This window comes from Pseudonocardia sp. SID8383 (assembly GCF_009864975.1).
Classification (GTDB): Bacteria; Actinomycetota; Actinomycetes; order Mycobacteriales; family Pseudonocardiaceae; genus Pseudonocardia; species Pseudonocardia alni.
Window position 1 is genome coordinate 1 of record NZ_WWFY01001153.1, and the last position, 19,191, is coordinate 19,191.

Annotated in this window: 18 protein-coding genes and 1 pseudogene; 15 read left to right on the top strand and 4 right to left on the bottom strand. The window is 72.2% G+C overall.

Going from position 1 to position 19,191, the window contains the following annotated elements; genetic code table 11:
* Both GTW08_RS28090 and GTW08_RS28095 read left to right on the top strand, forming a co-directional pair.
* Positions 1-439 (top strand): sensor histidine kinase (locus GTW08_RS28090; protein ID WP_161152746.1); only part of this gene is annotated, 439 nt, incomplete at its 5' end.
* 83 nt (positions 440-522) lie between these two features.
* Entirely contained in the window at positions 523-1,629 is a 1,107-nt protein-coding gene (locus GTW08_RS28095; protein WP_062397886.1) for an NDMA-dependent alcohol dehydrogenase, read from the top strand.
* Positions 1,630-1,700: 71 nt separating this feature from the next.
* On the opposite strand, the gene GTW08_RS28100 is transcribed toward GTW08_RS28095, so the two are convergent.
* From GTW08_RS28100 to GTW08_RS28115, 4 genes are read right to left on the bottom strand one after another with little or no spacing between them, the layout of a single operon-like run.
* Positions 1,701-2,720 (bottom strand): LLM class F420-dependent oxidoreductase, encoded by a 1,020-nt coding sequence (locus tag GTW08_RS28100; RefSeq protein WP_161152747.1) that lies wholly within the window; start codon positions 2,718-2,720, stop codon positions 1,701-1,703.
* A complete protein-coding gene (locus GTW08_RS33105; protein ID WP_161152748.1) occupies positions 2,717-3,991 on the bottom strand; it encodes a cytochrome P450 in 1,275 nt (424 codons plus the stop codon). Before GTW08_RS33105 ends, GTW08_RS28100 begins: the two co-directional genes overlap by 4 nt.
* 37 nt (positions 3,992-4,028) lie before the next feature.
* Positions 4,029-4,808, bottom strand: coding sequence for a coniferyl-alcohol dehydrogenase (locus GTW08_RS28110; RefSeq protein WP_161152749.1), 780 nt, complete (start codon positions 4,806-4,808; stop codon positions 4,029-4,031).
* Positions 4,805-5,221: an SCP2 sterol-binding domain-containing protein gene (locus GTW08_RS28115; RefSeq protein WP_062397883.1), complete on the bottom strand. Its 417-nt coding sequence runs from the start codon at positions 5,219-5,221 to the stop codon at positions 4,805-4,807. Before GTW08_RS28115 ends, GTW08_RS28110 begins: the two co-directional genes overlap by 4 nt.
* 103 nt (positions 5,222-5,324) lie before the next feature.
* On the opposite strand from GTW08_RS28115, the gene GTW08_RS28120 reads away from it, so the two are divergent.
* From GTW08_RS28120 to GTW08_RS28180, 13 genes and pseudogenes are all read left to right on the top strand, one after another.
* Entirely contained in the window at positions 5,325-6,746 is a 1,422-nt protein-coding gene (locus tag GTW08_RS28120; RefSeq protein ID WP_161152750.1) for an aldehyde dehydrogenase family protein, read from the top strand.
* A gap of 64 nt (positions 6,747-6,810) precedes the next feature.
* Positions 6,811-7,389, top strand: a complete 579-nt coding sequence (locus tag GTW08_RS28125) for a TetR/AcrR family transcriptional regulator (protein WP_161152751.1) — start codon at positions 6,811-6,813, stop codon at positions 7,387-7,389.
* A 308-nt stretch (positions 7,390-7,697) separates the two neighbouring features.
* The gene (locus GTW08_RS28130; RefSeq protein ID WP_161152752.1) at positions 7,698-8,825 is read left to right on the top strand and encodes an ATP-binding cassette domain-containing protein; all 1,128 of its coding nucleotides are present in this window, start codon (positions 7,698-7,700) and stop codon (positions 8,823-8,825) included.
* Positions 8,822-9,601, top strand: a complete 780-nt coding sequence (locus GTW08_RS28135; protein ID WP_161152753.1) for an MlaE family ABC transporter permease — start codon at positions 8,822-8,824, stop codon at positions 9,599-9,601. The genes GTW08_RS28130 and GTW08_RS28135 overlap by 4 nt, the downstream gene beginning before the upstream one ends.
* Positions 9,602-9,604: 3 nt before the next feature.
* On the top strand, positions 9,605-10,447 hold the full coding sequence (locus GTW08_RS28140) for an MlaE family ABC transporter permease (protein WP_161152754.1): 843 nt from the start codon (positions 9,605-9,607) through the stop codon (positions 10,445-10,447).
* A complete protein-coding gene (locus GTW08_RS28145) occupies positions 10,444-11,895 on the top strand; it encodes an MCE family protein (protein ID WP_161152755.1) in 1,452 nt (483 codons plus the stop codon). The genes GTW08_RS28140 and GTW08_RS28145 overlap by 4 nt, the downstream gene beginning before the upstream one ends.
* Positions 11,892-12,869: pseudogene (locus tag GTW08_RS28150) on the top strand (MCE family protein); the annotation flags it as partial. The gene GTW08_RS28145 and the pseudogene GTW08_RS28150, both read left to right, overlap by 4 nt.
* Positions 12,870-13,141: 272 nt before the next feature.
* Positions 13,142-14,107, top strand: a complete 966-nt coding sequence (locus tag GTW08_RS28155) for an MCE family protein (protein WP_161152757.1) — start codon at positions 13,142-13,144, stop codon at positions 14,105-14,107.
* Complete coding sequence (locus tag GTW08_RS28160; RefSeq protein WP_161152758.1) at positions 14,107-15,501, top strand: MCE family protein; 1,395 nt, start codon at positions 14,107-14,109, stop codon at positions 15,499-15,501. The genes GTW08_RS28155 and GTW08_RS28160 overlap by 1 nt, the downstream gene beginning before the upstream one ends.
* The gene (locus GTW08_RS28165; protein WP_161152759.1) at positions 15,498-16,811 is read left to right on the top strand and encodes an MCE family protein; all 1,314 of its coding nucleotides are present in this window, start codon (positions 15,498-15,500) and stop codon (positions 16,809-16,811) included. Before GTW08_RS28160 ends, GTW08_RS28165 begins: the two co-directional genes overlap by 4 nt.
* Positions 16,808-18,100 carry an MCE family protein gene (locus tag GTW08_RS28170; RefSeq protein WP_161152760.1) on the top strand — a complete coding sequence of 431 codons (1,293 nt, stop codon included), beginning with the start codon at positions 16,808-16,810 and terminating at the stop codon, positions 18,098-18,100. The genes GTW08_RS28165 and GTW08_RS28170 overlap by 4 nt, the downstream gene beginning before the upstream one ends.
* A 190-nt stretch (positions 18,101-18,290) precedes the next feature.
* Positions 18,291-18,914, top strand: a complete 624-nt coding sequence (locus tag GTW08_RS28175) for a hypothetical protein (RefSeq protein ID WP_161152761.1) — start codon at positions 18,291-18,293, stop codon at positions 18,912-18,914.
* 80 nt (positions 18,915-18,994) lie between these two features.
* Positions 18,995-19,191: hypothetical protein (locus tag GTW08_RS28180; RefSeq protein ID WP_161152762.1), on the top strand; the 197-nt coding region annotated here is incomplete at its 3' end.

Consider the following 19,191-nt stretch of genomic DNA (forward strand, 5'->3'; position numbering starts at 1 on the left):
GCCCCGCCGTGTCGCGCTCGCCGAGCTGGCCGACGCCGTGCTCGACGCCGCCGGGATCGCCGCGCACCGGCGGCACCCGGTCGTCGAACCGGCCGGGGCCGCGGTCCACTGCGACCCGCAGCGGCTGCGCCGGATGCTCACGAACCTGGCCGAGAACGCCGCCCGGCACTCCGGCGACGAGGTCGTGGAGCTGCACCTGGCCCACGACGGTGCCGTGCTCACCGCCGAGGTCCGCGACCGCGGGCCCGGGCTGCCCGCGGGTCAGGAGGGCGTCGTGACGGCCAAGGGCGTCGCCCTGGGGGAGCGCCGCGGTACCGCCGGGCTGGGCCTGTGGATCGCCGAGGCGCTTGCGTCCGCGATGGACGGTGAGCTGAGCCTGCTCCCGCGTGAGGGCGGCGGGCTGGTCGCCCGGCTCACCCTGCCGCTCGCCGGCGCCTGAGGAGCTCCCCTGGCACCCGGGGGCCAGCGCTGGCGCGGGCGACGGCTGTGCCGGAGGTCTCCGCACGGCCAGGATCGACCGCCATGCGTACGACGGCAGCGGTGCTGTGGGAACCCGGTGGCAAGTGGGAGATCGAGGAGGTCGAGCTCGACTCCCCGAACGCCGGGGAGGTGATGGTCGAGCTGACCGCATCGGGGCTGTGCCACTCCGACGAGCACCTCGTCACCGGTGACCTGCCCGCGGTCCTGCCGATGGTCGGCGGCCACGAGGGCGCGGGCCGGGTCATCGAGGTCGGCCCGGGCGTCACCGAGCTCGAGGTCGGCGACCCGGTCGTCATGACCTTCCTGCCCTCCTGCGGGCGCTGCCCGTACTGCTCCAAGGGCCAGCCGAACCTCTGCAACGACGGCGCCGGCGCCACCCTCGGCCCGCAGCTCGACGGCACCTACCGGTTCCACGCCCGTGGCGAGGACCTGGGCCAGATGTGCCTGCTCGGCACGTTCGCCCGGCACACCGTGGTCCCGGTGAAGTCCGCCGTGAAGATCGACGAGGGCTTCCCGCTGGACCTGGCCGCGCTGGTCGGCTGCGGCGTCACCACCGGCTTCGGCTCCTCGGTGCGCACCGCGGACCTGCGGGCCGGGGACACCGCCGTGGTCATCGGGATCGGCGGCATCGGCGCGAACGCGGTGCAGGGCGCCCGGGCGGCGGGCTGCCGGTACGTCGTGGCCGTCGACCCGGTCGAGCACAAGCGGGAGCGCTCCCGCGAGCTGGGCGCCACGCACGTCGCCGCGAGCATCGACGAGGCCTGGGAGATCGTCAGCGAGGTGACCCGCGGGCAGATGGCCGAGGCGGCGGTCCTGTGCACGGGCGTCGCGATGGGCGAGGACCTGCAGCCCGCGCTGCAGCTGGTCGGCAAGCGCGGCCGGGTCGTCGTCACCGCGCTGGCCCGGGCCGAGGAGGAGACGGCGTCGCTGTCGCTGCTCGACCTCACGCTCTACGAGAAGCAGATCCGCGGCGCGCTGTTCGGCAGCTCCGCGGCCCAGTTCGACATCCCCCGGCTGCTGGAGATGCACAACCTCGGCCACCTCAAGCTCCGTGAGCTGATCACCAAGGAGTACACCCTCGACCAGGTCAACGAGGGCTACGAGGACATGCGCTCCGGACGCAACATCCGCGGACTGATCCGCTACTGACCGCCCCCGGCGCGCACCGACGGCCCCGGCCCTCACGAGCGGGACCGGGGCCGTCGGTGTGGGGGAGCGGGTCAGCCGTCGACGAGCTCGCGCACGGTGCGCAGGTGCTCCGGGGTGCCGTCGACGACCATCGTCGTGACCAGCGAGTCGCGGAACACCGGCAGCTCCTCGGCGATCTTCGCCCTCGGGCCGATCAGGGCCACCTGCTCGACCATCGAGGTCGGGACGGCCTTCGCGGCCGCGTCCTTGTCCCCGCCCAGGTAGAGCTCCTGGATGCGGGAGCACTCGTCGTCGTAGCCCATGCGGGCGAAGACCTCGTAGTGGAAGTTCGCGCCCTTGGCGCCCATCCCGCCGATGTAGAGCGCGAGGAACGGGCGGATCCGGTCCGCGGCGGCCTCGACGTCGTCGTCGATGACGACCTGCACCATGCAGACGACCTCGAAGCCGTCCGGGCGCCCGCCGCGGGCGGCGAACCCGGCGTCGAGGGACTCCCGGTAGTGCGCGTCGTGCCGGGGCGCGTAGAACAGCGGCTGCCAGCCGTCGGCGATCTCGGCGGCCAGCGCGACGTTCTTCGGGCCCTCGGCCGCGAGCAGGATCGGCAGGTCGGTCCGGTACGGGTGCAGCGTCGAGCGCAGCGGCTTGCCCAGCCCGGTGCCGCCCGGGTACGGGATCGGGTAGTGCGGCCCGTCGGAGCCGACCTTCTCCCGGGCGATCGTGTCCCGCAGGACCGCCACGTACTCCCGGGTGCGGGCCAGCGGCTTCGGGTACGGCTGCCCGTACCACCCCTCGACGACCTGCGGCCCGGACGCGCCGATGCCCAGCACCATCCGGCCGCCGGACAGGTGGTCCAGGGTCATGGCGGCCATCGCCGTCGCGGTCGGGGTGCGCGCGGACATCTGCACGACCGAGGTGCCCAGGCGCATCCGCGTGGTCCGGGAACCGAGCCAGGACAGCGGGGTGAACGCGTCCGAGCCGTAGGCCTCGGCCGTCCACATCGAGTCGAAGCCGAGGTCCTCGGCGGCGTCGACCTTCTCCACGGTCCCCGGCGGCGGCCCGGCACCCCAGTAGCCGAGTGCCAGGCCGAGCTTCACGAGCCCGTCCCGAAGGTGACCGGCAGCCGCTTGATGCCGTTGATGAAGTTGCCGGTCAGCCACTCCGGCTCGCCGACCGACAGGTCCGGGACGCGGGTGAGCAGCTGGTGGAACAGCGCCCGCAGCTGGGTCCTGGCCAGGTGGTGGCCCAGGCAGAAGTGCGGGCCGCCGCCGCCGAAGCCGACGTGCGGGTTCTCGGCGCGGGTGATGTCGAAGACGTGCGGGTCGGCGAACACGGCGTCGTCGCGGTTGCCGGAGTGGTAGAACATCACGACCCGCTCGCCCTCGGCGATCCGCTGCCCGCGGATCTCGGTGTCCCGGGTCGCGGTACGCCGGAAGGTCAGCACGGGGCTGGCCCAGCGGACGAACTCCTCGACGGCCGGCGTGATCCGGTCGTCGAACTCCTCGGTCAGCAGCCGCTTCTGCCCGGGGTTGCGGTCCAGCGCGAGGATCGCGTGGCTGGAGGTCTGCCGGGTGGTGTCGTTGCCCGCGACGCAGAGCAGGACGAAGAACGCCGCGATCTCCTCGTCGGTCAGCGCGTCGCCGTCGACCTCGGCCTGCACCAGAGCGGTCATCAGGTCGTCCGCGGGGGACTCGCGGCGCAGCGCGGACAGCTCGAACGACGCCGTGTGCAGCGTCATCAGCCCGTTGAGCAGCACCGCCATCGGGTCGCCCTCGCCGATGTAGTCCGGGTCGTTCCAGCCGACCATGGCGTTGGCGGCGTCGGCGACCTCCTGCTGCTTCTCCGGCGGGATGCCGATCATCTGCGAGATCGTCCACATCGGCAGCCGCGCCGCGACCGCGGTCACGAAGTCCGCCGAGCCGTCGCCGGCGAGCAGGTCGTCGACGATGAGCCGGGCCTGCTCGGCGATCTGCTCCTCGATCTGCCGGACCCGGCGCGGGGTGAACACCGAGCTGATGACCTTGCGCTGGCGGTGGTGGCGCGGTGCGTCCATCGCGAGGATGGAGTGCGCGGCCTCCAGCATGTCCTCGGGCACGTCCTCCAGCATCACGCCGCCGTACTGCTGGCCGGACGCGAAGGTCTCGGCGTCGCGGCTGACGGCCTGGATGTCGGCGTGGGTGACCAGCGCCCAGAACCCCGGGGCGTCCGGGTCGGGCAGCAGATCGGTCTCGGCGGGCGGGTGCCAGGACAGCGGGCGCTCGCGGCGCAGCTCGGCGAACCGCTTCTCGCGGGCGTCCGGGGGCTGTGCCCAGAACGCCTGGGTGGAGATGTCGAGCGGGTCGTACGGGCGCTTCTCCGTCGTGGTCACGGGGTTGCCTCCTCGCGGTTGCGTCGTCGGAACCGGATCAGATCTCGGGTGGGGGGATCATGCCCGTCAGCACGGCACCGCTGATGCCGCCGTCGGCGACGAGCGCGTGCCCGTTGATCCAGGCGGACTCCGGGCCGGCCAGGAACAGCACCGGTCCGGCGATGTCGGCGGGGGCCGCGTGCCTGCCGAGGAACGCGGCGAGCGCGTCGAGGTTCTCCTTGCCCATGGACTCCTCGAAGTCGCCGAGGATGGGCGTCTCGACCGGTCCGGGGCAGACGGCGTTCATCCGCACCCCGTTCTCGCCGAACACGGGGGCCATGAGCATCGTGTAGACGATCAGGGCCTCCTTCGAGAAGTTGTAGGCGTTGCCCGCCTGCGGGTGCTCGGCGAACCAGGCGAGCCCCTCGTCGACGGTGTCGGTGGCGAGCAGCTCGCGCAGCGCCGCCAGCCGGTCGGCCCAGCCGTAGCCGGCGATGGAGGCGACGTTCACGATCGCGCCACCGGGGCGGATCCGTTCGACGACCGACTCGGTCAGGTGACGGAGCCCGAGCAGGTTCACCCGCAGCACGAGCTCCGCAGGCGCGGTGCCGGGCACCCCGGCCACGTTGCAGAGGGCGTCGAACTCCCCGTCCAGGGCGGCGACGGCGGCGTCGATCGACGCGACGTCGGACAGATCGCAGTGCACGTGCCGCGCGACGCCGACGGGGGTGTCCTTCAGGTCCAGCGAGACGACCTCGTCGCCGGCGTCGACGAACCGGTGCGCGACCTCGGCACCGATCCCGGACGCGGCACCGGTCACCAGTATCCGGCGGCTCACGTGGTGACCAGGAGGTCCTCGCGGCCGTCGGCCTTGAGACGCTCGACGTAGGTCGGGAACAGGCGCTTGGACAGCGGCGCGAGCTGCAGGAGCTTGGTGACGGTGCCGTCGACCTTCACCTTGCCCTTGGCCATGGCGAAGGTCAGGTTGACCGTGCCCTGCCAGTAGGCGTTCGCGGTCTCGGTGGACATGGTCATCGTGGCCTGCGGTTCGGGGGCGCCGGCGTCGGAGCCCTTCCAGACCTTCGCCCCGGGCAGGTCGATGATCAGCGCGGAGTCGGGGTCGGTGCACTGCTGGCGCAGGACCAGTCCGGTGCCGCGGAGCTTGGGCTCCAGTTCGGGGTCGGCCAGTGCGGCCTCGAAGATGCCACCGATGTAGCGGTACAGCTCGTCCTCGTCGGCGAATCCGGGCACGGTTCCTCCACGTCGTCGTGAGTGTGTGACCTTGAACCCGGAACGTAACGTAGATTACGTTACTGGGGAAGTACCCGACCTCGACGACGTGGGAGAGCCGCCGATGAGCGTGACCGAGACCGGTGGGACCACCGGGGCCGTGGGAGCGGACACCGGCGGGCCGTCCGTCGCCGAGCAGGTGGCCCGGCTGCGCGCCACGTTCCGTGGTGGCCGGACCCGTGACCGGAGCTGGCGGCTGCGCCAGCTGGGCGGTCTGGAGCGGATGCTCACCGAGGCCGAGGACGAGTTCGTCGCGGCCCTGGCCGCGGACGTCGGCCGTCCCCGCGTCGAGGCGTGGATGGCCGACCTGGCCCCGACCGTCGCGGAGCCCCGCCACGCCCGGAGGCGCCTGCGCCGCTGGATGCGCCCGCACCGGGTCGGTCTGCCGCTGTCGGTGCAACCGGGGTCGGCGCGCTGGGTGCACGAGCCGCTCGGGGTCGTGCTGGTCATCGGGCCGTGGAACTACCCGGCGTACCTCACGCTCGCGCCGCTGGTGGCCGCGTTCGCGGCCGGGAACTGCGCCGTGGTGAAGCCGTCGGAGTACGCGCCCGCGACCGCCGAGGTGCTCGCTCGGCTGCTGCCGCGCTACACCGATCCGGACGCCGTCGCCGTCGTCACCGGGGGGCCGGGGGAGACCCAGGAGCTGCTCGCGCAGGGCCTGGACCACGCGTTCTTCACCGGTAGCCCGGAGGTCGGGGCGAAGGTGATGGCCGCCGCGGCGCCGCACCTGACCCCGGTCACGCTCGAGCTGGGCGGGAAGAGCCCGGTGATCGTCGCCGCGGACGCCGACGTCGAGGTCGCCGCGCGCCGGATCGCCTGGACCAAGCTCATGAACTCCGGCCAGACCTGTGTCGCCCCGGACTACCTGCTCGTCGACTCCGCCGTCCGCGACGAGCTGGTCGAGCTGCTCGTCGCCGAGACCGCGCGGATGCGCGGCGGCGCGGGCAGGGGCGTGCGGATCGTCGACGCCCGGCAGGCGGCGCGACTCGCGGGCCTGCTCGCCGACGACCACGGGGGCACCGTGGTGGCCGGCGGGACGATCGATCCGGAGACCCGCACCGGGGAGCCGACGGTCGTGCTCGACCCGCGGCCGGGGTCACGGCTGATGACCGAGGAGATCTTCGGCCCGATCCTGCCGGTGCTGACCGTCGACGGTGTCGACGCCGCGATCGCGCACGTCAACGCCGGTCCGAAGCCCCTGGCCGCCTACGTGTTCACCGGCTCGTCGCGCACCGCGGAGCGGGTCACCCGCGAGGTCCCCGCCGGGGCGACCGTCGTCAACCACCTGATGGCCCACGTGCTGGTGCCCCGGCTGCCCTTCGGGGGAGTGGGACGCAGCGGTTCCGGCGCCTACCACGGGCGGTTCGGGTTCGAGACCTTCTCGCACCGGCGGGCGGTGCTGCGCAAGCCGGCCCGGCCCGATCCCGGCATCGTCTACCCGCCCTACGACGGGCGGACCGAACGCCTGCTGCGCAGGGTCTTCTGATCGGACACGCGTCCGGCGTGGCACCCTGGTGGGTCGGCACGGGTCGTGGAGAGGGGGCGGGCGGGTGGCCAGGAGAGCGGGGCGGCAGATCGCTGCCGAGCAGTACTACGACGCCGCGATGTCGATCCTCGCGCGCGAGGGCGCGGCCGGGCTCAAGATCGGTCCGTTGTGCCGGTCGCTCGGCGTGACCAGCGGGTCGTTCTACCACCACTTCGGCGGCTGGGCGGGCTTCGTCCGTGGCCTGCTGCGCTACTGGGAGGCCGAGCAGACCGACCGGATCGTCGAGCTGGCCCGGGCGACCGCGGACCCGGTCGAGCGGATCGACGTGGTCAAGCAGCTCACGGTGGCCCTGCGGCACGACGCCGAGGCCGCGATCCGGGCGTGGGCGCAGATCGACCCCGAGGTCGGCCGCGCCCAGGCGCGGGTGGACGTGCAGCGCCGGATCGCGCTGGAGCAGGTGGTGGCCGACGTCGTGCCCGACCCGGACGACGCCCGCAGGCTCGCCGTCTTCGGCATCTCGCTGATGGCCGGCTACCAGCAGACCTGCGACCCCCGCGACCGGGATCTCCTGCGTGCCCTGTTCGACGACTACCAGCGCCTCATCCTGTCGCACGCCCCGCACGTGACGCCGCCGATCGGGTGATCCACCGTGCGGGTGGGGGCGTGGTTGCCGACTCGGTCGTACCGCGGCAATCGGGCCGTTCGGACCAGCCCTGCTGCCCGGCCGGGAGCACTGTTACCCACGGTCCGCAACATCGCACGGTAATCTGTAACCCACGGTAATCATAATGTAGATTACGGAATGGTCACCGGTCGGCGACCCCGCCGACCCGCCAGTAACTTCCGACGCGCAGACTCGTTGTGCCGTTCAGCACCGACGACTGGCCCCCGCTCCCCAGCGTTCCCGGGCCCCGGTGCGGTTCGTCGGTCTATTGCGCGAGGAGGCGACACGTGACCGGTGTCGAGGTGAAGGTCGAGGGGCTGACGAAGTCCTTCGGTCGGGCCAACATCTGGTCGGACGTGACCCTGACGCTGCCCGCGGGCGAGGTGTCGGTGCTGCTCGGACCGTCGGGTACCGGTAAGTCGGTGTTCCTGAAGTCCCTGATCGGGCTGCTCAAGCCGGAGCGGGGATCGATCGTCATCGAGGGCGTCGACCTGTGCAAGTGCTCGGAGTCCGAGCTGTACGAGATCCGGAAGCTGTTCGGGGTGCTGTTCCAGGACGGTGCGTTGTTCGGGTCGATGAACCTGTTCGACAACATCGCGTTCCCGTTGCGGGAGCACACGCGCAAGTCGGAGTCGGCGATCCGCGACATCGTCATGGAGAAGATCGACATGGTCGGTCTGGTCGGTGCCGAGGGCAAGCTGCCGGGTGAGATCTCGGGGGGTATGCGTAAGCGGGCGGGGCTGGCGCGGGCGTTGGTGCTGGATCCGAAGATCATTCTGTTCGACGAGCCGGACTCGGGTCTGGACCCGGTGCGCACGGCGTATCTGAACCAGCTGATCATCGATCTGAACGCGATGACGGACTCGACGTTCCTGATCGTCACCCACGACATCAACTCGGCGCAGACGGTGCCGGACAACATCGGGCTGCTCTACCGCAAGCACCTGGCGATGTTCGGTCCGCGGGAGGTGTTGCTGACCTCCGACGAGCCGGTGGTGGCGCAGTTCCTGAACGGTCGTCGTGAGGGGCCGATCGGGATGTCGGAGGAGAAGGACGCCGCGCAGGCCGCCCGTGAGATGGAGGAGGCCGGTGAGCTGGAGGGGCGTCCGCCGATGAAGCCGCAGCTGGTGGCGTCGACGGGGATGCCGGACCGGCAGGCGGTGCACCGTCGTCGGGAGCGGGTGGAGGCGATGCTGCACGAGCTGCCGTCCTCGGCGCAGGAGGCGATCCGGGAGCAGCACGCCGACAGCGACGCGCAGGCCGGCGGCGGTCCGTCGCAGGACGGCACCACCCGCCAGATGGACCGCAGCGGCGCGACGGTGAGCGACGACCGTCCCACCGACATCCACCCGCGCATCACCGACGACACCCCCGACCCGGGCGGTCGTCACCAGCTCTCCGGCGGTGACCGGTGAGCATCCCCAGCCCCGTCACGCGGGCGCTCACCCCGGTCGGCAAGTTCTTCGGCCTGTTCGCCGAGATCGGCCGCCAGGGACTGCGCCGGCCGTTCCAGTGGCGCGAGCTCGTCGAGCAGACCTGGTTCGTCACCAAGGTCTCGGCGCTGCCGACCGCCCTGTTCACCATCCCCTTCGGCGCGACGATCGCGCTGCTGCTCGGTGAGCTGACCCGCCAGTTCGGCGCCCAGTCCCAGACCGGCGCCGGCGCGGTCCTCGCGATCGTGCAGCAGGCCGCCCCCATCGTCACCGCACTGCTGATCTCCGGCGCCGGTGGCTCCGCGGTCTGCGCGGACCTCGGAGCCCGGACCATCCGTGAGGAGATCGCGGCGATGGAGGTGCTCGGCATCTCGCCGATCCAGCGCCTGGTCGTGCCGCGGGTGCTCGCCATGGGCATCACCGCGCTGGTCCTGAACGGGCTCGCGACCTGCGTCGGCGTCGCGGGCGGCTACTTCTTCAACGTGATCATCCAGGGCGGGTCGCCCGGTGCGTACATCAACAGCTTCTCGGCGATCGCGCAGGTCAGCGACATCGTCGTGTCGGAGCTGAAGGCGTTCCTGTTCGGCATCGTCGCCGGTGTCGTCGCCGCTTTCCGCGGCCTCAACCCGCCGCCCGGCGCGAAGGGTGTCGGTGACGCGGTGAACCAGGCCGTCGTCATCTCCTTCGTGCTCGTCTTCCTGATCAACCTCGTGCTCACCGCCCTGTACCTCGAGCTCGTCCCGCCGAAGGGCTTCTGATCCATGGCCACCCCACTCGGAACGCGGGCCCGACGGGCCGCCCAGGCGCCGCTGAACCAGCTCGAGGAGCTCGGCGACCAGCTGTCGCTCTACGTCCGGTCGATCCTCTGGATCCCGAAGACGCTGACCCGGTACAAGAAGGAGGTCGCCCGGCTGCTCGCCGAGGTCTCCTTCGGCTCCGGCGCGCTGATCGTCATCCTCGGGACCGTCGGCGTGATGGCGTCGTTGTCGCTGTTCGTCGGCTCGCTGGTCGGCCTGCAGGGCTTCCGCGCCCTGGACGCCCTGGGCGTCGAGGCGCTGACCGGCTTCATCACCGCCTACTTCAACACCCGCTCGATCGCCCCGCTGGTCGCCGCCTCGGCGCTGACCGCGACGCTCGGCGCGGGCTTCACCGCCCAGCTGGGCGCCATGCGGATCTCCGAGGAGATCGACGCGCTGGAGGTCATGGCGGTGCCCTCGGTGCCCTACCTGGTGACCACCCGGGTGGTCGCCGGCATCGTCGCGATCATCCCGATCTACACGCTCGGCCTGCTCGCCAGCTACGCCGCCTCGCGGATCAACGTCACGCTGATCAACGGTCTGCCCGGTGGTACCTACGACCACTACTTCGACCTGTTCCTGCCGGTCAGTGACGTACTGCTGTCCTACCTCAAGGTGATCGTGTTCGCGACGGTGATCATCCTGATCCACTGCCACTACGGCTACTCCGCCAAGGGCGGACCGGCCGGCGTCGGCGTCGCGGTCGGTCGCGCGGTGCGGCTGTCGATCGTGAGCACCGCCATCCTGGACTTCTTCCTGACTCTGGTCATGTTCGGCACCTCGACCTCGGTGCGGGTGGCCGGATGAGGTCCCCGAAGCGTGTGCTGCAGGGCCTGGCCTTCGTCACGGTCATCGTCGTCCTGCTCGGGCTGGCCGTCGCCCAGTACGTCGGCGCCTTCTCCTCCGGTGTCCCGGTGACCCTGAACGTCGCCCGGGTCGGCACCCAGATGCAGGAGCGTTCCGACGTCAAGGTCAACGGCTTGATCGTCGGGCAGGTCGACCAGGTCGTCTCGAACGGCACGAACACCAGCATCGAGATGTCGATGGATCCGCAGTTCCTCGACCAGATCCCGGAGAACGTCACCGCTCAGCTGCTGCCCAAGACGCTGTTCGGCGAGAAGTTCGTGTCGCTGGTCCCGCCGGCCGCGCCGTCGACGGCCCGGCTGGCCGCGGGCGACGTCATCCCCGAGGACCGCAGCCAGGCCGCGCTGGAGGTCGAGCGGGTGCTCGACGAGCTGCTGCCGCTGCTGCAGACCGTCCGCCCGCAGGACCTGGCGACCACGCTCGGCTCGCTCTCCCAGGCACTGCAGGGCCGGGGCGACCAGCTCGGCGAGACCCTAACCCAGCTGAACACGCTGGTCGAGGGCCTGAACCCGGCCGTGCCGGACCTGCAGGAGGACATCCGCCAGCTGGCGACCTTCTCCGACAACCTGAACCAGGCCGCGCCCGACCTGCTCGACGCGCTCGACAACCTCACGGTCACCAGCCGTACCATCGTCGAGAAGCGCGAGGGTCTGCGGAACCTCTACCGCTCCATCACCGGTGCCTCGGACGACCTGCGGGCCTTCCTCGACGCGAACGGCGAGAACATCATCGGGCTCTCCGCCGCGAGCCGGCCGACGCTGGAGACCCTGGCCCGGTACTCGCCGGAGTTCCCCTGTCTGACCCGCCAGCTCGTCGAGCTGATCCCGAAGATCAACGACGCGCTCCGGCCGGGCACCGACCGGGTCGGCTTCAACTTCACCCTCGAGATCGTGGCCAGCAAGGGCAAGTACCTGCCGAACCAGGACGAGCCCGAGTACGGCGACGACCGCGGTCCGCGCTGCTACCCGATCCCGGTCCCGACCGGCACCCAGTACCCGCCGGACGGCCCGTTCCGGGACGGCTCCGTCCCGGGCCCGGCCCCGGCCGGGCAGCCGATGGGCAACCCCGAGGACTTCGGGGTCGACACCTTCGGCACCTACGACGGCACCGACAGCTTCGGTCTCATCCAGGACCAGAGCGCGCAGAACGGCGCGGGCGTGCTCCCCCCGCTGACCACCACGCTCGGCCAGGCAGGCATCCAGCCGTCGTCCTACGACGGGACGCACCAGAGCGGCTCGATCGACATGGGCGTCGCGAACTCCGCCGGCGAGCAGGACGTCGTCGCGCAGCTGCTGGCAGCCCACCAGGGCGGCTCCCCGCAGGCCGTGCCGGCCTGGAGCAGCACGATGGTCGGCCCGCTCCTGCGCGGCACGGAGGTGACGCTGACGTGAGTAGGCTCCCGATCTCGGCGCTGGTCAAGTTCCTGGTCTTCGCGCTGGTCACAGCGCTGGGCACCACGCTGCTCGGCCTGACCATCGCGAACGCCCGGGGCGGCCAGGTCACCGAGTACACCGCCCGGTTCAGCGACGCGACCGGCCTGCTGGCCGGCGACGACGTCCGCATCGCCGGCGTCGTCGTCGGATCGATCAAGGACGTCCGCATCGTCGACCAGCGGGTCGCCGAGGTGGCGTTCGACGTCGACTCGTCCACCCCGCTGCCGTCGACGGTCAGCGCGACCCTGAAGTACAAGAACCTCATCGGCCAGCGGTACATGGCGCTGGACCAGGGCGCGGGCCCGACCGGTGAGGACCTCCCCGCCGGCGGCCAGATCCCGATCGACCGGACCCGCCCCGCGGTCAACCTGACCGTGCTGTTCAACGGCTTCCAGCCGCTGTTCCAGGGCCTGGACCCGGACCAGATCAACAAGCTGTCGATGGAGATCGTCCAGGTCCTGCAGGGCGAGGGCGGCACGGTGCAGAGCCTGCTGGCTTCGACGTCGTCGCTGACCAACTCGATCGCCGACCGCGACCAGGTCATCGGCCAGGTCATCGACAACCTGAACCTGACCCTCGACACCGTCAACCGCAACGACGAGGGCCTCAACGAGCTGATCAGCTCGCTGCAGGCGCTGGTGTCCGGGCTGGCCCAGGATCGCGAGCCCATCGGCAACGCGATCCAGTCCATCGGCGAGCTGACCCAGGTCACGGGGTCGTTCCTGGAGGACGCCCGACCGCCGCTGCGCGACGACATCCGCAACCTCGGCGACCTCGCGACCCAGCTCGACCAGGGCCGCCCCGCGATCGAGCGGTTCCTGCAGTACACGCCGTTCAAGCTGAACCGGATCGCCCGCGTCGGCTCGCACGGCAGCTGGTTCAACTTCTACCTCTGCGGCCTCGACGGCCAGATCGGCATCTCGCCGATCCTGCAGCCGACCTCGCTGGAGGACCTGGGCATCGGCCCGATCCGCAACCCCGAGCGGCGCTGCGGCCCGGACCCGTCCGGGATCGGGGCCGGCAACACCGTCCCGACCGACGGCTCGCAGCCCGGCGACCCCGCGGACAACCGCGCCGAGGACAACCCGTTGATGCGTGAGCCGACCACCGAGTCGGTCGGCGGCCTGCTGGACCAGGCGGCCGGCCGTGGCCCGGTCGACTCCAGCAGCGACCCGACCGCAGCGCTGCAGCCGGGAGGCAACTGATGGCACAGGCAGGGCAGAAGCGCCCCGTCCTGACGGCGGTGATCGGACTCGTGCTGATCGCGGCGCTGACACTGGCCGCGTTCAACTACGAGGCGATCTTCTCCGGGGCCACCCGCTACACCGCGGAGTTCCCCGAGGCGGCGGGCCTGCAGGCCAACGACCGCGTCACCGTGGCCGGGGTCGAGGCGGGCCGGGTGCAGGACGTCTCCCTCGACGGCGACCACGTGAAGGTCGAGTTCACCGTCGAGGACGCCTGGGTCGGCAACCGGACCACGGCCTCGATCGAGATCGCCACGCTGCTCGGCTCCAAGTTCCTCGCCCTCGACCCGCGCGGCGACGCCGAGCAGGACCCCGACCAGCCGATCGGCCGGGACCGGACCAAGTCCCCGTTCGACGTCGTCGACGCCTTCAACGGCCTCTCCGGCACGATCGACCAGCTCGACACCACGCAGCTCGCGTCGAGCCTGACCACGCTCTCGGACACCTTCCGCGACACCCCGCCGGAGATCCGCGGGGCCCTCGATGGGCTGTCCCGCCTGTCGAACACGATCTCCAGCCGGGACGCCGAGCTGAAGAAGCTGCTCGCCAACACCCGGCAGCTGTCGACCACGCTGGCCGACCGCCGCGGCGACGTCGTGAAGCTGGTGAACGACGGCAACCTGCTGCTCGGCGAGCTGCAGCGCCGCAAGGACGCGATCGCGAACCTGCTCGACGGCGTGCAGCGCCTGTCGATCCAGCTGCGCGGCCTCGTCGCCGACAACCAGGCGCAGCTGCGCCCGGCCCTGGAGACCCTCGACCGCGTGCTGGCGGTGCTCGAGGAGAACCGCGACAACCTCGGCGAGATCCTCGACAAGGAGGCGGTGTTCGTCCGCGTGTTCGGCAACGCCCTCGGCAACGGCCGCTGGTTCGACAACTACGTCTGCGGGCTGGTCCCGCCGGCCATCCCGTTGGGCGGTGACTGCTGATGGGATCCTGGGCCAACGACCGGCGCCAGATCCAGTTCGGTGCTCTGATCGCCGTCGTCGCCGTCCTGGTGGCGAGCGCGATCTGGCTGATCACCTCCGGCGGCGGCCGTCCGGTCACCGCCTACTTCACCAGCTCCGCCGCGCTGTTCCAGGACAACGACGTGCGGGTGCTCGGCGTCCCGGTCGGCAAGATCGACCGGATCACGCCCGAGGGCGACCGGGTGCGGGTCGACATGACCATCACCGACGACGAGGTGCGCCTGCCCGCCGACGTCAAGGCCGCCGTCGTCTCGCCGAGCCTGGTCACCGGCCGCTACGTGCAGCTGACCCCGGTGTGGACCGGCGGCCCGGAGTGGAACGGCGAGCCGATCCCGCTGGAGCGCACCGCGTTCCCGCTCGGCGTCGACGACCTCACCCGGACCGCGACCGAGCTCTCCCGGGCGCTCGGCCCGCAGGGGGCGAACAAGGACGGCGCGCTCAACGACGTCCTGGACGTCACCGCGAGGAACCTCGACGGCAACGGCCGCGCGCTCAACGACACCATCCGCAACCTGGGTGGGCTCTCGGCGACGCTGAACGGTTCCAGCGGTGACCTGTTCGGCACCATCACCGAGCTGCAGAAGTTCGTCGGGACGCTGCGGGAGAACGACCCCGGCATCCGCGAGCTCAACGGGAAGCTGGCCGACGTGACCGGCTTCCTCGCGAGCCAGCGCGGCGAGCTCGGCGGAGCGCTGAACCAGCTGTCCTTCGCGCTCGGGGAGGTCGCCGACTTCGTGCAGGACAACCGGTCGACGCTGCGGTCGAACGTGGACAAGCTCGCGAGCGTCTCGCAGGAGGTCGTCGACCACCAGCGGGCGCTGTCCGAGATCGCCGACGTGGCCCCGGCCGCGCTGGGCAACCTCGCCAACATCTACAACGGCTCCTCGGAGACCCTCGACACCCGGGCCAACATCAACGAGCTGGCCTACCCGCTGCCGGTGGCGATCTGCGAGATCCTCCGCCGCGGCGCGGGCCAGATCCCGGGTGGCCTGGACCAGCCCACCGCCGCCCTGTGCGACGGCCTGGCCCCGATCCTCGACGGCGCCGTGCCGCTGCCGACCCCGCAGCAGGTGCTCGAGCAACTCCAGGCCGGCGGCTCCGGGGTCAACCCGGCGGTGCCCCAACTGATGCCGGGCTCGCCGTTGTCGCTGACCGACCCGGGCTCGCAGCTGCGCGCCCCGGCCGACCCGCAGGCTCCCGCCCCCGGTGGGCAGCCCGCACCGGGTGCCACCGGCGCCCCGGCCACCCCGGCGCCGTCGACGACGACGGCCCCGCAGGCCACTCCCACCCCGGTCCCCGAGACCGAGGGGCGCGGGGACGGCGGACTGTTCGGCCTGTTCGGAGGTGGATCGTGATCGGCTCCAGCGGCCGTGTCGGCCGGGTGTCGGCGCTGCTGACCGCCGTGGCCCTGTTCGCGGGCGGCTGCGGCGCGGTGGACGGCGGCCTGCGGGGCATCCCGCTGCCCGGTGGCGCGAACCTGGGCGACGACCCGTACTCGGTGCAGATCGAGTTCGCCGACGTCGTCGACCTCGTCCCGCAGTCGATCGTGCGCGTCGGTGACGTGCCGGTCGGCGCGGTCGAGACCGTCGCCGTCGAGCCGGGGTCGTGGAACGCGCTGGTCACCGTCGCGGTGAACCGCGACGTCACGCTCCCGGCCAACGCCACCGCGCGGGTCCGCACGACCTCGCTGCTCGGTGAGAAGTTCGTCGAGCTGTCCCGGCCGACCGTTCCCGCCGAGGGCGACCTCGCCCGGAGCGGGAAGATCGGGCTGCAGGCCAGCGGGCGCGCGGCCGAGGTCGAGGAGGTCCTCGGCGCCCTGTCGCTGCTGCTCAACGGCGGCGGCGTGGCCCAGATCCGGACCATCTCCACCGAGCTGAACAACGCGCTGTCCGGGCGCGAGCCGCAGGTGCGGGCGCTGCTGGACAACCTCGACCGGCTCGTCGGCTCGCTCGACAGCTCCAAGGACGACATCAACCGGGCGCTCGACGGGCTCAACCGCCTGTCGGCCACCCTCGCCGAGCGTCGTCCGCAGATCGAGAACGCCCTGCAGAACATCAGCCCCGGACTGCGCGAGCTCGAGTCCCAGCGCAACCAGCTGGTCGGCATGCTGCAGGCACTCGACCGGCTGTCCGGTGTCGCGACGAACGTCGTCAACCGGTCCCGCGACGACCTGCTGGTCGACCTGGAGGCGCTGCGCCCGGTGCTGCGGAACCTGGCCGACTCCGGCCAGAACCTGCCGAACTCGCTGCAGCTGCTGCTGTCGATCCCGTTCACCGACACGGCCACCGACGCCGTCGCCGGCGACTACGCCAACCTCTACGTGAAGCTGGACCTGGACCTCGGTTCGATCCTGCGCAACATCCTCAACTCCAACCAGCTCGGGCTGCCGCTCGACCCGACGCAGCTGGCCCAGCTGCCGCCCACCGCGCAGCTCCTGACGCCGCTGCTCGGCGCGACACCGCGGCAGCCGGCCCCGGCGGTCCCGGGTGCACCCGCGCTGCCGCTGCTCGGGACCGAGCAGCCCACCACCGCGCCGGCGCCGCCCGCCTCGGGCACCGCGCCGGCCACCCCGGCACCGTCGGCGACGCCGGCACCGAGCCCGACGCCGGAGCAGGGCTCCGGTGGCGGCGGCCTGCTCGGCGGACTCTTCGGAGGCGGATCGTGATCACCAAGACCGTCCGCTGGCAGCTGACCGCGCTGGTGCTCGTCACCGTCGTGGCGGTCGGCTACGCGGGCTTCCGCTACGCCGGTCTCGACCGCATCTTCGGGGCGACGACGTACCCGGTCACGGTGGAGCTCGCCGACTCCGGCGGGATCTTCAGCGGCGCCGACGTCACCTACCGCGGCGTGAGCGTCGGCCGGGTCGGGCAGCTGTCGCTGACCGCCCGCGGCGTCGACGTCCAGCTCGACATCGAGAACTCCGCGCCGGCCATCCCGGCCGACGCACGGGCCGTCGTCGGGAACCTCTCGCCGATCGGTGAGCAGTACGTCGACCTCCAGCCGGTGGCCGACGGCGGCGAGGCGCTCGCCTCCGGCTCGGTCATCCCGCAGGACCGCACCCGGACCCCGGTCCAGATCAACACCTTCCTCACCGAGCTGGACCAGCTCGTGTCGACGGTGCCGAAGGACTCGCTGCAGACGGTCGTCCGCGAGCTCGGCCAGGGCTTCGAGGGCACCGCGCAGCCGCTGCAGCAGCTGCTCGACACCACCGGGGAGTTCACCCGGGCCGCCACCGACGCGCTGCCGCAGACGACCGCGCTGATCCGCGACGCCCGCCCGGTGCTCACCACGCAGAACGAGGTGGCCCCGCAGTTCCAGGAGTTCAGCCGCGGCCTGCGCGAGGTCACCGAGCAGCTGAAGCAGTCCGATCCGGACCTGCGCCGGATCATCGACGACGGCCCGCGCCTGGGCGACCAGGTCAGCGGCCTGATCCGGGAGAGCGGTCCCGGGCTCGGCGAGTCGATCGCGAACCTGCGGACGGTGACCGAGCTGCTGGCCCCGCGCCAGGCGGGCCTGCGCCAGCTGCTCGTGACCTACCCCGGCCTGGTGGCCGTCGCGCCGAAGGTCGTGCCCGGCGACGGGACGGCACACCTCGGCCTGGTCGTCAACATCGCCGACCCGCCGGTCTGCACCCGTGGCTACGAGGGCACGCCCAACCGCGGTGGCCTCGACGTCTCCGAGCGACCGGTGAACGAGGACGCCCGGTGCACCGAGCCCCCCGGAAGCCCCACCAACGTGCGCGGAATGCAGAATGTCCAGAGGCCCCAGCCGCTCGAGGTGCCGGACTACTCCGGCAACTCGGGGTTCGGCGGCCACGGTGACGGTCACTACGGCGGCGACACCGCCGACGGGCCGGCCCCGCGGCCGAACGCCGGGTCGCTCGGCGACGACCGTGCCGAGCGGGTCGCGACGCCGGGCCTGGTGACGAGCTTCGCCCAGATCCTGGGCGGTTGAGCACGACGGTCGCGCCCCGTCCGGGGCGTGACCGGCACGACGGCCGGTCCACACCCGGGCCCGGCCGGCACGACGACCGCGGGGGACCGCCGTCCGCCGGACGGCGCGGACCCCCACGGCCGGCCCACGGCCGCCCGGTGCGGTCGCCGAGCGGCTGTGCCCCCGCAGCCGGGAGGAGGAACGCTCCCCGATGAACACCGACGTTGCCGGCTCCGACGCCGACACGAAGGCCGACCCGACGGCCGACACCCCCGACGGTGCCGCGCCCGTGGAGCCTGCCACCGGTCCGGACGGCGGCCAGGCCCCGCCCGGACCTCTCGCCAGGGCCCTGCCCGTGGCCGCCGTCGTCGCGGCGGTGCTCGCGCTCGTGCTGGGCGGCCTGTGGCTGTTCGCGCTGAACAGCGACGCCACCCAGGTCGCCGAGGCCCGCGACGAGGCGCTCCGTGACGCCCGCCAGGCCGTGATCAACCTGAACACCCTGGACCACAAGGACGCCCAGAAGGGCCTGGACCTGTGGATCCAGTCCTCGGCCGGGTCGGTCCGCGACGAGTTCGTGTCCAACCGCGACGCCTACGCCAAGCTGGTCACCGACCAGAAGCGCACCACCGCCGCGACCGTCACCGACGCCGCGGTGACCGAGGTCGACCCGCGCGCCGGGACCGCCCGGGTGCTCGCCGGCGTCGACGTGACCGTCACACCCGAGGGCGGTCAGCCCGCCGTGACCCGTCAGCGCATCGAGCTCGGCATGGTCCGCACCGACGACGGCTGGAAGGTCGACGCACTGGAGCCGCTGGTCACCCCGGGTACGGGCTGACCCTCCGGCCCGACCCCCGGCCCCCCGGCGGTGCCCCGCACCGCCCCGCTCCCAGGTCGACCACCCCAGGAGGTCACCGCATGTCCACCCCCCGCCGCCGCCCTGCGGGCGGCATCCGCAGGCCCCAGGTCGCGGGCCGCCCGCGCACCCGCGCCGACGAGCCCGACGAGGAGGAGACCGGCACCGGTGGTGTCGCCCTCGACGAGCGCTCCGGTGACGCGGTCCCGTCCGCCGCACCGGTCCGCTCCGGCGACGCCGGGCGCACCGACGCCCCCGG